At 44.9% G+C, this 13,811-nt stretch carries 10 protein-coding genes; 5 read left to right on the forward strand and 5 right to left on the reverse strand.

The window, feature by feature from the left end:
• From J7545_RS22565 to J7545_RS22575, 3 genes are all read right to left on the reverse strand, one after another.
• Positions 1 to 3,174 (reverse strand): PAS domain S-box protein, encoded by a 3,174-nt coding sequence (locus tag J7545_RS22565; RefSeq protein WP_318720147.1) that lies wholly within the window; start codon positions 3,172 to 3,174, stop codon positions 1 to 3.
• A gap of 275 nt (positions 3,175 to 3,449) precedes the next feature.
• Complete coding sequence (locus tag J7545_RS22570) at positions 3,450 to 3,839, reverse strand: DUF1823 family protein (RefSeq protein WP_318720149.1); 390 nt, start codon at positions 3,837 to 3,839, stop codon at positions 3,450 to 3,452.
• 223 nt (positions 3,840 to 4,062) lie between these two features.
• Complete coding sequence (locus tag J7545_RS22575; protein ID WP_318698995.1) at positions 4,063 to 5,457, reverse strand: NCS2 family permease; 1,395 nt, start codon at positions 5,455 to 5,457, stop codon at positions 4,063 to 4,065.
• 18 nt (positions 5,458 to 5,475) lie between these two features.
• Here J7545_RS22575 and J7545_RS22580 point away from each other — a divergent pair, with 18 nt between their 5' ends.
• Positions 5,476 to 5,670 (forward strand): hypothetical protein, encoded by a 195-nt coding sequence (locus J7545_RS22580; RefSeq protein ID WP_318720150.1) that lies wholly within the window; start codon positions 5,476 to 5,478, stop codon positions 5,668 to 5,670.
• Positions 5,671 to 5,677: 7 nt separating this feature from the next.
• Entirely contained in the window at positions 5,678 to 7,057 is a 1,380-nt protein-coding gene (locus J7545_RS22585; RefSeq protein ID WP_318720151.1) for a DUF1517 domain-containing protein, read from the forward strand.
• Between the two features lie 109 nt (positions 7,058 to 7,166).
• Here the strand turns inward: J7545_RS22585 and J7545_RS22590 are convergent, their stop codons facing one another.
• Positions 7,167 to 7,838: a lamin tail domain-containing protein gene (locus J7545_RS22590; RefSeq protein ID WP_318698998.1), complete on the reverse strand. Its 672-nt coding sequence runs from the start codon at positions 7,836 to 7,838 to the stop codon at positions 7,167 to 7,169.
• 103 nt (positions 7,839 to 7,941) lie between these two features.
• Entirely contained in the window at positions 7,942 to 8,703 is a 762-nt protein-coding gene (tatC, locus tag J7545_RS22595) for a twin-arginine translocase subunit TatC (RefSeq protein ID WP_318698999.1), read from the reverse strand.
• 361 nt (positions 8,704 to 9,064) lie between these two features.
• Between tatC and gor the strand changes: the two genes are divergently transcribed.
• From gor to J7545_RS22610, 3 genes are all read left to right on the forward strand, one after another.
• Positions 9,065 to 10,414 carry a glutathione-disulfide reductase gene (gene gor, locus J7545_RS22600; RefSeq protein ID WP_318720152.1) on the forward strand — a complete coding sequence of 450 codons (1,350 nt, stop codon included), beginning with the start codon at positions 9,065 to 9,067 and terminating at the stop codon, positions 10,412 to 10,414.
• Positions 10,415 to 10,824: 410 nt separating this feature from the next.
• Positions 10,825 to 11,577, forward strand: coding sequence for a DUF928 domain-containing protein (locus tag J7545_RS22605; protein WP_318699001.1), 753 nt, complete (start codon positions 10,825 to 10,827; stop codon positions 11,575 to 11,577).
• Positions 11,578 to 11,583: 6 nt separating this feature from the next.
• On the forward strand, positions 11,584 to 13,811 hold a 2,228-nt coding region (locus tag J7545_RS22610), incomplete at its 3' end, for a filamentous hemagglutinin N-terminal domain-containing protein (RefSeq protein WP_318720153.1).

Raw genomic sequence — 13,811 nt, forward strand, 5'->3', positions numbered from 1 at the left:
TCAGGTGCGATCGCCAATTGTAAAATAAAATGTCGCTCCCTGGTTCAGGTGAGACTCAACCCAAATCTTTCCCCCATGGCGTTGAATAATCTTATCGCAGATCGCTAACCCAATGCCTGTGCCTGGAAAAGTGCTTTGGGAATGGAGCCTTTGGAAAAGGACAAAGATGCGCTCGGCATAATGAGGATCAATACCAATACCGTTATCTTGCACCCAAAATAGCCAATGGCAATCTTGACGTTGAGCGCCAAGGTGAATCTTCAGGGGGCGATCGCTGCGAAACTTGATGGCGTTACTGCATAAATTTTGCCACAGTTGCACCATCTGGGAGCGATCGGCGTGGATGGTGGGTAAGGGATCGTGGGTAATGGTTGCACCACTTTCCTCGATCGCGACTTTTAAGTTAATCCATACCTGTTCTAATACCTCGTGAAGATCGGTGGGAAGCCTCTCTTGAGCGCGAGTTCCCACCCGTGAAAAGGCTAATAAATCGCGGATTAAGCTTTGCATTCGTTGTCCTTCACTGAGGATACAGTGAAGATAGCTTTGCCCTTCATCATCGAGAAGATCGCCATAATCTTCCTTCAATAGTTGACTAAAGCTCACAACTCCTCGCAGGGGTTCCTGCAAATCATGGGAAGCAACATAAGCAAATTGCTGTAATTCGGCGTTAGAGCGGGCTAATTCTTGTTGTTGGCGGATTTGTTGAGAAATTGACTCTTGTTGCTCGAGTTGGGCTTGCTGACGGGCAGTATGGGTATAGAGCATTTCCCCTACCACCTGTAAAATCCGACTATCTTTGACCGACCATTGTTTAGGGTTCTGACAATGAGACTCACATGTAATCTGTCCCCAAAGTTTTCCAGATGCTGTCCAAATGGGAACAGCTAAGAGGGAACCAATCTGCAACGATTCTAAATAGGCTTTCTCTAACTTCGCGATCGCTGGCAGATCATCAAGGGAATTAAATATCAACATATCCTGTTGGCGCAGAGTCTCAAACCACCAGACAAAAGGAGCTACATCCAGGTCTTGAAGCAGATCGCGAAATGGTATACTCTGAGCATTACACCATTCATCGGTTAAACTCAACTGAGTTTCTTCTGAATTGAAGCGAATTAAATAGACGCGGTTAGCCCCCATTGCTTGGGCTAGAATTCCCAACAGATCGTCAAAATCGAGGGTGTCATGGCGAGTGAGCCATTTAGAAACTTCAGATAAGGCAGTTTCCAATTTGAGGCGATATTTTAATTCTTCTTCCGCTTGTTTGCGATCGGTAATATCTTCTGCAATTCCAGCGATGCGCTCAATATTTCCCCACTGATCTTCAATGGGAAAGGCTCGATCCCAAATCCATCGGGTTTTCCCATTGGGACAAAGAATTCGATATTCACAAAAGGTATGTTCGCCCTGAATTTGCCGATCCCAGGTTTCTTTGACGCGATCGCGATCTTGGGGATCAATGCTCTCTAACCAAGAAAAATTAGGCTCATAGGCTTTTGAGAGCGATCGCTCCCAAACCTGTTCATACGCAGGACTCATATATTCGATCTGATAGGGATGGGTGGAAGCGAGCCAAAATACATCCTGAATATTGCCGGCTAATTGACGAAACCGTTCTTCACTTTCTCTGAGTGCCTCTTCTGCCTGTCTGCGCTCTGTAATATCGCGAATACTGATCACATAAACGGGTTCGCCCAACCAATAGGTTGGAGAAACACTCATTTCTCCAACCCCCATCACCTGTGTCCCTTGAATTAAATCAATTTCCGTTACACTGCCCACGGTTAGGGGTTGACCAAAATCGTGATCGACTAAACTAGATAGGGGACGATTAAACAATTTTTCTGCTGCGGGATTAACAAACTGAATCACACCCTGAAGATCCACAATCAGCAACCCATCAGAAGCGCTATTGATAATTGTATGCAGTCGTGCCTCACTTTCCCAGAGTTGCAATTCAATTAATTTGTGGGTGGTAATATCAATCGCTGTGCCTAAAATTTCAATCGGAACTCCTTTTGCATTGCGCTTAAAGATCATATTACGAGATCGCAACCACACCCAAGATCCATTCCGATGGCGCATCCGATACTCAACTTCCTGTACTTCCCCGTCAGCTAAACTTAACCACTCCTGTTTTATCGTTTCAATATGTTCCAATTCATCCGAATGATAATTTTTCTCAAAAAACATCGATCCTTGGGACTTAATTTCTTCAGGAGAATAACCCAGAACACTTTCTAGAGAGCGATTAACATAAATATTTTTTTCCGTTTGCAAATCATACAAGTAGAGTAATTCAGGAGAAGCATCAGTCAGTTGTTCAATAAAGCGTTTATTGTGGCGTAATTCTTCTTCTGTGTGCTTGCGATCGGTAATATCTCGATAAACACTCAAATACCAATATCGTTCTTCTTCCCAAATCATAGAGGTAGAAACCAGCAATGTTCTCTGTTCTCCATTTTTCGTGCAAATCACCGTTTCCACATCTTCTACTTTTCCGCGATCGCGCACCTGATTCATCTGAGCAGTCACTTGCCTTAAATCTACTGGGTTCGGATATAACAAGTTTAAAAAGTTATTCGCTTTATTCGCCTCTTCTTGAGAATATCCGGTCAGAGTTTCCATTTTAGGATTAAAAATCGTGAAATGTCCCTTATCATCACTCAGAGTAATACCTTCTCCCACCGTCTTAATCACCATTAATAGGCGATCTAGCAATCTGTTGATTAAATTAGAACTCTGTTTTTGAGACGTGATATCCGTATCTGTACCTGCCATGCGATAAGGCTTGCCTTCACTATCTCGAAACGCAATTCCTCGTGTCAACAGCCAGCGAATACTTCCATCTTTATGGACGATCCGATGTTCAACTTCATAAAGAGGGGTTGAGCCATCTAAATGTTCTTGAACTGACTTCCTTGTCATCTCTCGATCGTCAGGATGAATCAAATCCATCCAAGGATCGATATAATTGGGAATTTCTTCATTTTGATACCCCAAAACTCCTTTTAAGTTGGGCGAAATATATATTTCATTTGTCTGTAAGTTCCAATCCCATACTCCGACTTGACTGCTAGAAATTGCTAGGGTGTAGCGTTCTTCTGTTTGGTTGAGTAAATACTTTAGTCTCTGGTTTTCTTGAAGGAGTTCTTGTAGTTGAGTTTCCACAAACTTAAAATCACCCCAGACGTGAGAGGAACAGAAATCGTTGAATCTATTACAGAGTGCCAAACTAGAGGATCTAGGAAAAGCTGAACTATTCATCACTAATTGCTCCTATTTTGAGTAACAAGTCTCTCGTTTTCCTGATCTATCGTATGAATCAAAAATTAGGCTTAACTCTAACGGACTGTAGTCGGCAACTTGTACCTCAATCCATAGGAATAAAGAAGCGTATTAAAATAGTCCAGTCATTCTATCAAGAAACAAGGTTTCAATCGATTTTAAGATTGGATAGGTGGCTGAAGTTTACGATAACTCAGTAACCAATTTGCCATAGTTGCTCGTCGAGTTTGTCGCGGACCAAATTCACCAATTTTATATCCTTTAAATCCTAATTCCTGCTTGAGCAGTTGTTTATTTTCTGGAGGAATAGAGCGAGTTAGCTTTAGGGTTGCTGGACGAGAATCTATAAAATCAGGAGGTTCCGGATAAACTTCACCCCAATCGTCGATCGCTTGGCTGATATCCCAAGTTTGCTTATCTGAATTATAGCGATAGCCTAAATGATACCATACTAATTCATTAACTCTTTGATCTTCTAGGCTATTTTCTAGGGTTTCATCCACAATTGCCCAAATGGTTTCATCGGTAAGTGGGGGTAAATTAGACATACTTTGACTTTTGAGCCAATCGAAACTTAGGTTAAAAACTGATTATGGCGATCGCAGGGAAGCCATCGCCAGCATTTCAGTTGTTGCGGACCTCAATGGAGGATTACTCTATTTTAGATCGGATGGATTAATGGATCAATTGTGCTGTGTATCCCCCAGTCTTCTATATCTGGGGAATTCCTACAATTGATTGATTTTTTTAAAAAGACTGGACATCCAAGCATTACCCTCCAATCTGTAGCGCCATTAATACAAACCGTAGAGTAAAGATGGCTGCGATCGCCCATACCGCGGGAGCGACTTCGTGCATTTTACCTTGAAAGGATTTGAGCAACGGATAGGTGATAAATCCGATCGCCAAACCTTCGGCGATTGAGAAACTTAGAGGTATAAAAACTAATGTCAGAAATGAAGGGATAGATTCGGCTGGATCGTCCCAATGGATAGAGCGTACACTGCCCATCATCAACACGCCAATAATGACCAACGCAGGTGCAGTGGCAAAGGGAGGAATGCCGGAAATCAGGGGAATAAAGAAGATAGAGAGTGCAAACAATAGGGCACAAACCACGGACGTAAATCCCGATCGCCCCCCCTCGGAAATCCCCGAAGCTGATTCGATGTAAGTGGTTACGGTTGATGTCCCTAAAATTGCGCCCATGGTTGTGCCAACGGCATCAGCCATAAATGCTTGACTGGCTCGAGGAAGTTCCCCTCGGTCATTAATTAAACCGGCTTTCATGCCAATCCCGGCCAGGGTGCCTACGGTATCAAATAAATCAACAAATAGGAGAACAAATAGAATGGCTAATAGTTCCCAAAAGGGGATTTGATTCAGATTTACCAATCCGACAAAGGCTTGACCGAATAAATCACTCGGCCATTGAGGAAAGGCAAGAATACCGCTTGGTAAGGGGGCGACACCCAAAATCCAGGCTAAAATGGCCGTAGCGAAGATTCCTAATAGCAATGCGCCCCGAATCCGTCGCACCATAAATGCCGAGGTAATCAGGATTCCGAAAATGGCCATTAAGGTGACGGGATTATTTAATTCTCCTAAAGTGGTTATGGTGATTTGATCGCCTACGATTAACCCACCATTTTTGAGTCCAACATATGTAATAAATAAGCCAATTCCAGCAGCGGTAGATTGCTTAATACAAGCAGGAATAGCCGTTACCATCTGAGCGCGAATATTGGAGAGGGTTAAGCCGATAAAAATCAGCCCTTCGAGAAAAACTGCGGTTAAGGCAACTCGCCAATCAATGCCAAGTCTGAGGACAATGGAGAAGGCAAAATAGGCGTTCAATCCCATGCCTGGAGCGAGGGCAAAGGGGTATTTTGCATAACATCCCATGATTAAAGAGGCGATCGCTGCTGAAAAGGCCGTAGCAATGACCAATTCTCCAAATAAATCTCGACTCTCTTGTAAAAAAATGGCGTTCGACAAAATATCGGGATTGACGACCAAAATATAAGCCATGGTAATAAACGTCGTCGCTCCGGCTAAAACTTCCGTCTGCCAATTTGTATTCAAACTCTCCCATTGGAAGAATGCACCCATCCTTTCTAATAAAGATGAGGAATTAGACTGAGATTGTTCTTGGTCTGCACTCATAACCGTTAAAATTAAGCCGTGTCACCACACAATACCACTGTCTGCTGCTCTCAGGGAGCAACCGTGAATACAAAAATGCGTTTATGGACAGTTGAAGGAAAGGGTAAAGCTCCGTTTCCCTTTTTGCCTATTGCTAGAGTGCCTTTTGAGAGTTTAATTGGACAGTTGGAGAATGGAAAAGGCACACTGGAGGTAATGGGCTTCAGAGGATAGGCTTAAGATGCGTCTTAATGCTAATTTAAGGTTTTGGGTCACGACGATCGCCTTGTGGTTGATGATTCAAGGGGTTCCCCTTTCGGTATCCGAGTCATTGCTGAATACAGAGTTTGAGATCGGTATGGAAGCAGTGGCGAAAAAGAGCGGGGGGCGATCGCGGGGCGGATCGTTTGGTTCTAGCTCTGGGAGGCGATCGCGATCGGGTGGTAATCGCTCTCGTTCTAGCGGTTCTACCTCCAGTGGGGGTTCTTCACGCCCTCGCTCTTCAGGCAGTTCGAGCAGCCCTACTAACCGCTCTGGCAATTCATCAAGTTCTACACCGTCTCTAGAGAAATCTCCCACCTCAACGTCTCGTTCTCAGCCTAAACCTTCCGTTGCCCCAAATTCTTCCAATAGCAATAGTACAGGGGGACGGATACGGGGGGGATCGTTTGCTCCCCCGCCTCCACCACCTCGTCCCAGTCATGCTGCACCGCCTCCACCTCCCCCAAAACCGGTTATCCCCGTTCCTGTTCCTGTGCCCATATCAGGCGATCGCCGCCCTGCTGAGGATGTTTTGCCTAGAACCGATCCCCCCCCTGCCCCTCCTGCACCACCACCTCCTGGCAGCCATCTAGAGCCACATCAGCCCTTAAATTCTGCTCCTCCTCCCCATAGGCATCGCAGACCCGATCGGGACAGGGCTGGCGCTTATGCCAGTCATCATCATTCGCGAGCCAACTGGATGGGGTTGGTACTGTGGTTGCTTATTATTGGGGGCGTTGTATTTATTGCGTATTTAATTTTCAGCCGTCGTTCTCCTGGCAATGAGTTGGACAATGATATTGTGACAGTGAGTAAGTTACAAGTGGCTCTATTGGCTCCAGAGGGCGATCTTCAACAGCAGTTAACTCAGTTAACCTTGAATGGGGATACCGAAACGCCAGAGGGGTTGATAGATATGTTGCAAGAGGGAGCGTTGGCTCTCATGCGAAGGAGCGATCGCTGGTGTTATGTTTCTTCCAGTTCTCAAACTGTTTATTCTCGCGAAGAAGCACAACAGTTGTTTGAACAACTCTCTCTAGAGGAAAGGAGTAAATTCACCTCCGAAACTTTAGTGAATGTCAATGGTGCAGTTCAAGAAAAACTTGCCGCTTTAAGTCAAGAAATTTCCACTCCTGGTTCTTATGTTGTCGTCACCTTCCTAGTGGGAACTGCCGACGATCAACCTCTATTTAAGGACATCCAAACTCCAGAATCTTTAAGAGAAGTGTTAGGACGTTTAGGTGCTATTTCTCCTGACTATCTCCTCGTGTTGGAATTACTGTGGAGTCCCCAAGAAGAAAGTGCTAACTTATCGAGCGATGAACTCCTAACCTCCTACAGTCATATGATCCCGTTATAGCGAGAAGTGCTAGGGAATAGAGAGAGCCTGTAGTGCCATTGACTACTTAACTTGAGAGAGGGGACAATTGGCTTAGAGCCAATTTTTAAGGATAGTGTGGGTTGGGTTGTTAATTAGAATTTTGATAGCTATAACTGGAAACCTCATTCCCTTGAGCATCAAAGAGCTTTCCTGTACTTCCTTGATCGTTCCAGAGGGCACTTTTGTATTCAAAACTAAATCCCCCAGACTCTTGATTGATTTGATCCGTATAGACTCGTATGGTTTGACCAGAGGCTAAAGACGTGCTTTCAGGAAAGATAAATTCTTTATTTCTGCCGGATGAAAGAACTTTCCAGCCTGATAAATCAACACTTTTATCGCTATGATTGGCGATCGCAATATATTCATCAGATTGAGACCCTTTGATCTGGCCTTTATAGCCAATTTCAGCGATCGCTACTTTACCATTGGATGAATAAGAAATGCTAGAGACTTCATTGCCTTGGGCATCAAAGAGTTTTCCTGTACTTCCTAGATCGTTCCAGAGGGCAGTTTTATGTTCAAAACTAAATCCCCCAGACTCTTGGTTAATTTGATTGGTATATACCCGGCATTTTTTGCCAGAAGCTAAGGCTGTCCCTTCAGGAAAGATAAATTCTTGATTGGTTCCTGATGAAGCAACTTTCCAACCCGATAAATCCGCACTTCCCTCTCCATAATTGGCGATCTCAATATATTCATCGGATTGAGACCCTTTGATTTCACCCTTGTAAAGAATCTTGCTTAATACAACTTCCATCTATTTAATTCCTAAGTGTTCTATCTTTGACCACGGCTCATACTGGTCAAAACCCAATGAAGAGCCAATTTTAAGGTTCAGAACCCGTATTTTACCACACCAGTTAACGACCGATCGCCTTTACTAACCCAACGCCCCCAAAATACAGCCCTAAAACGGCTCCCGCGAGTAAACTTTGCGTCACCGGATCGGTAGAGGGAGTGAGGATCGCGCCAAGCAGCACGGCTCCCATGACAATATAGCGCCATCCCGCCAGCATTTGTTGGGATGAAACCAATCCTAATGCACTTAACAGCACTTGAATCACGGGGACTTGAAACGCCAATCCGGTACTAAACATCAACAGCAATACAAACTCAAAATAGCGATCGATTGACCATGCTTGCTCAACAACTTCCGCGCCATAGGTGATAAAAAAGTTCAGCGCTGCGGGAATTAACGCCATTTGGGCAAACAGTAGCCCAGTGAGAAATAAGACACTCGATCCCACTACCACGGGAAGTACTAACCGCCGCTCTCTGCGTGTCAGCCCGGGGAGAACAAATTGGATAATTTGATAGAGAATCGCGGGAGTTGCCAGGATGATACCGCTATAGCCGGCCACTTTCAGGGAAACAAAGAAGTATTCTCCCGGAGCTAATTGTAAAAACTTCACATTTCCTGCGGGAATTTCCAGGAATTGCACAATCGGCTTGACTAACACAAAACAGCCTACCACTGCGATCGCCACCGCAATTAAGGCATAGAAAAACCGTTGCCGCAGCTCTTCCAAATGGTCAAACAACGACATTTCCACATCATCAGACAATTCATCCAGAGGGTCTACAGTCAGATCTTCCGTTGGCGTTTCGGTCTCTACAGTCATGTTCAGTTATCGGTCACCAGGTCTATGAAAATTGTATCGAGAATTGACGAATTAACAATAGACATCTCCTAAAACTTCGTTTTTTAAACGACAGCATTAGGGTTTCAGCCTAATTCTAGGAGATGTCTAATGAACAACAAAAAGCAATTTAGTTCAGATCTCGTAGGGTGCGTTACCCTTTCGCTAACGTACCCAGACCGGTCAAGGTGGCAAAGTTGAGCAACAGCATTGCCCACCCTACTCTCTTAAGATACAAGGGGCGGGTTTAGGATATTAATTGGTGGGAGTCCTACATTTGGGTGAACCCGCCCCTACAAAACCCATTCATTACAATAGAAGGAAATTTGGGAGAATAAGAACCATGAGTTACGATTTCGATTTATTTGTCATTGGTGCCGGTTCAGGGGGAATTGCCAGCGCCAGACGTGCCACCGAATATGGCGCTAAGGTGGGTATCGCCGAATTCGATCGCCTGGGGGGAACCTGCGTGAACCGAGGTTGTATTCCCAAAAAACTAATGGTGTATGCTTCCCATTTTCCCAGTTTGTTTGAAGAGAGCCAAGGCTACGGCTGGAGTCCGGTGGAAAGTGAGCTAGATTGGACAAAAATGATTACTGCCGTGAATGGGGAAGTCGATCGCCTGAATGGGGTGTATCAGAGAATGTTGGATAAATCTGAGGTTAAATTATATCAGGGATATGCCGAGTTTGTCGATCCTCATACCCTGAAAATTGGTGAAGATACGGTAACGGCGGATAAAATCCTGATTGCCGTGGGAGGCAAACCGGTTAAACCCGATATTCCTGGGATTGAACATACCTTAATTTCCGATCAAATTTTCCAGCTCACAAAGCAACCCAAACGGGTGGTCATTTTAGGCGGTGGATATATTGGCGTAGAATTTGCCTGTATCCTCCATGGACTGGGAACCGAAGTGACGGAAGTGATCCGTCGGGAGCATATTCTCCATGGCTTTGATGGGGATATTCGCACCCATATTCAATCGGAAATGGAGCGCCATGGTGTCCGGATTTTAAACAAGAGCGTGATTAAGCTGGTGGAAAAAACGGATGAAGGTCTAGCGGTGACGATTGCGCGAGAAAATGAGGAGGAGATTATCATTGCTGATGCAGTGGGAATCTCGGCAACGGGACGTAGACCCAATTTAGAGAAATTAGGGTTAGATAAAGTAGGGATAACCGTGGAAAAAGGGGCGATCGCCGTTGATGCCAATAGTTGCACCAACATCGAACATATCTACGCCGTTGGAGACTGTACAGATCGGGTAAATTTAACCCCGGTTGCCATTGGAGAAGGTCGCGCTTTTTCTGATACCCATTTTGGTGGGAAATCTCGGCAAATGAGTTATGATAATATACCGACTGCTGTCTTTTCCAATCCTGAAGCGGGAACCGTGGGCTTGACGGAAGAAGAAGCTCGCACTCAGTATGGTGATAAAGTTAAAATTTACCGTGCCAAGTTTAGACCCCTTTATCATACCGTGAGCGGCCAAGAAGACCGTACATTAATGAAATTGGTAGTTAATGAAGAAACGGATAAGGTTTTAGGAGCGCATATGGTGGGAGAACATGCAGGAGAAATTATCCAGGGCGTGGCGATCGCCCTGAAAATGGGAGCTACCAAAGCCAACTTTGATGCCACAGTTGGCATCCACCCCAGTTCAGCCGAAGAATTTGTCACCATGCGTTAGTCTTAGTCCCTTCAAGATCGAGGGATTAGAGCCTCATCATTGAAGCATTGCCGTAATAGAATGGGGGGTTTCACCCCCTTTTTCTCTTGCCAATGTATCACTTAAGAGCAATTTACAATTTACCTCAATCCTTTAGTTTCTTCCGGAAAGTTTTTGAAATCTAAACCCCAAATATTTGATTTCAGTACTCGATCCTCCTTGAAAACTCTTGGTGGATGTCTTAATGAAAACTTAAAAGAAAAATCCGTACTTGTTCGGTTAAAGAGAGAACGGAAAAACACTAAACTGTTTCTATGAGAACTTCTATCCTTCCTTATCTTCCGATCGGGTAGATGAAGACTATCCTTAAGATTACTGAGATCTCTAGATCGCCTCCCTTGTATCCATCGTAATAACCGAGGTTATTGAAAATGAAAAAAAACACATGCTGGTCAGAAAAAAAACGCAAACTAGCTACCTTGACTTTCGTAGCAACTCTGGGTTGGCACAGTGCATCTACTGCCCTCCCTAAACCCAGTTTTGAAATGGCCCAAGCCTTTAATCCTCCAAGAAGAGGAGCGCCCCCCAGAACCTCAGATGCAGGAACTCGTGGCTGTAGTGTTTCTGAAGGGAATAACCAACCCTTAACCGCTTTAGTTCCTCTCAAAGATTTAGCCTTAACTTTAGAAAGCCATCCTACCCTCTTCTGGTATGTTCCTCATGCTGAAGGTAAAATGCTGAAATTTACCTTGATGGACAAAAACGACACAACAATTATCTACGAGAAAGTACTGCGTGCCCCTTCTGAATCGGGAATTGTCAGTATCCGCTTATCGAAAGAGGAAGCAGAGGGACTAAAACACAATGAACTCTACCATTGGTATTTATCCTTAGTTTGCGATCCTCAAGACCGTACAGGTGATATCATTGTGGATGGTTGGATAGAACGTATTGAAGCAAGCGACCCTCTAAAAGCCCACATTCAACAAGCTAGTCCAGAAGCTCTACCCAAGATTTATGCTGAGTCAGGCATTTGGCATGACGCACTATCAGCGATGGCTCAACTGTACGATCGCCATCCCCAAGATGGGGCGATCGCCAACCAATGGGAAACGTTGCTCCGCTCTGTTCAACTCGATGCATTTGCCCAAAGCCAACTCCTTTCATCGAGTGAATCCGAGTAATTACTTATGTCCCTGCGGATAAACAGCTTGAATCTCCTGCTCACCCTATCCCTGTGGTTGTGCGGAAGCTATGTCCAAATTGCCCAAGCCCAAACCATTGTACCAGCGGCTGATGGTACAGGAACGACAGTGATTCCCCAGGGGAATCAATTCTATATCCAAGGGGGGAGTACCTCTGCTGATGGTGCGAACCTCTTTCATAGTTTTATTCAATTTGGCCTTACTCCTCATCAGGTGGCCAATTTTTTGTCTACACCAGGAATTGAGAATATTTTCAGCCGCATTAATGGGGGAAATCCATCTACGATTAATGGGTTAATCCAAGTTTTAGGAGGTAATTCTAACCTCTATCTCATTAATCCTGCGGGGATTCTATTTGGCCCAAATGCTAAACTCAACGTTCCCGCTGCATTTCACGCTACAACCGCTACGGGTATTGGTTTTGGTCAAAATCAATGGTTGAATGCATTTGGGGACAATAACTGGCAAATTTTGACCGGTACACCCAATGAATTTAGGTTTGATGGAGCCAGTCCAGGCGTAATTTTGAATTGGGGCAACTTAACGGTTGATGACGGTGAAGGCTTGAGCTTAACCGGTGGCACAGTCATCAATTTAGGAACCCTCAATGCACCAGGGGGGACAATCACCTTGGGTGCAGTTCCCGGTAATCATACCCTACGCATTTCTCAAGAGGGACACTTACTCAGTTTAGAAATTCCAGTTGGCGATCGCCAGTCTGTCCCCTTTAACCCCCTCTCCGTTCCTGAACTGCTCACGGGGGGAGAAATTCCCCATCATGTTTCCCAGATCGAGGTAAATGCTCAGGGACAACTGGTATTAACCCATTCTGAGATTACCATACCAGACCATCCAGGCGTGGCGATCGCCTCCGAAACCCTAGATGTTTCCCATACCCAACCCGATCTTAACTCTGGAACTATAAACATCATTGGGACTCAAGTCGGCGTAATTGACGCAACTCTTGATGCTTCTACTCCTGGAAATGGTGGTCAAATTTACATCGGCGGATCGTACCAAGGAAAAGGCCCCCTACCCAACGCCCAACAAACCCTCATTAGTCCTGATTCCCACATCCGTGCTAATAGTTTGGATAACGGAAATGGGGGAGAAATTATCATTTGGTCAGATGGAAATACCCAATTTTACGGCACAGTAGAAGCGCGAGGAGGAGAAACTGGAGGAAATGGGGGATTAGTAGAAGTTTCCGGCAAAGACACCCTTACTTTTTCCGGCAAAGTTAATGTCAGCACTCCAGCCGGAAATTGGGGAACCCTCTTACTTGATCCGGAAAATATTCTAATTGCCAATACCTTTGACCCTCCAGAAGCCGAGAATAACCTGCCCAGCATTGACTTTACCCAATTTCCAGGAACTGATATTACCCTTAATGCTACTACTTTAGAACAGGTGGCAGGTAATATTGTTTTAGAAGCGACCGAGAATATTACCATTGCCAATCGAGTCTCCTTAAATTTCCCACCCGGTACGGGTTCTATCATCTTTAGGGCTGATGCGGATAGGAATAACAACGGTTCATTTATGATGGACTCATCCGCCACCTTTACCGCTCCGGGTAGAGAGATTAATATTTCAGGAGCCAGTATTACCCTTGGAAACTTAAATACCAGCGATAATTCACAAGGGGGAAATATTTCTTTAACGGCTTCTGCGGGCACTATTACCACCGCAAACCTCGATACCCATTCCGATGGACAAGGGGGGAATATATCCCTAACCACTTCTGGGGGAAGTATTAGTACGGGAAATCTGAATACATCCACCCAAGCCGGTAATGCTGGTACGATTCAATTGACGACGGAGATGGGTGATATAACCACAGGAGAATTGAACTCAAGCGCTACTCAGCTAGCTGGAAACGGTGGCAACATTAACCTATGGATTCAAACAATTGGGAACATTACAACATTGAGTTCTATCCGTTCGAGTGCCCAAAATGGGAATGCAGGACATGTTTTCTTTGAAACTCAACAAGGGAACATTGTTGTACAAGCTATTGACTCAACGACCAACGATAGTCAGGGGGGTGATATTACCCTCAAAATTACCTCCGCAAATGGGTCGATCTCCCATGGAATCTTAGATGCTAGTGCAAATAATGGCAGCAATGGCATAATTCTTGTTTCTCCCACCCCAACGCCGACCCCAACGCCGACCCCAACGCCGACCCCAACGCCGACCCCAACGCCAAC

The organism is Roseofilum sp. SBFL (assembly GCF_017746885.1).
Lineage (GTDB): Bacteria > Cyanobacteriota > Cyanobacteriia > Cyanobacteriales > Desertifilaceae > Roseofilum.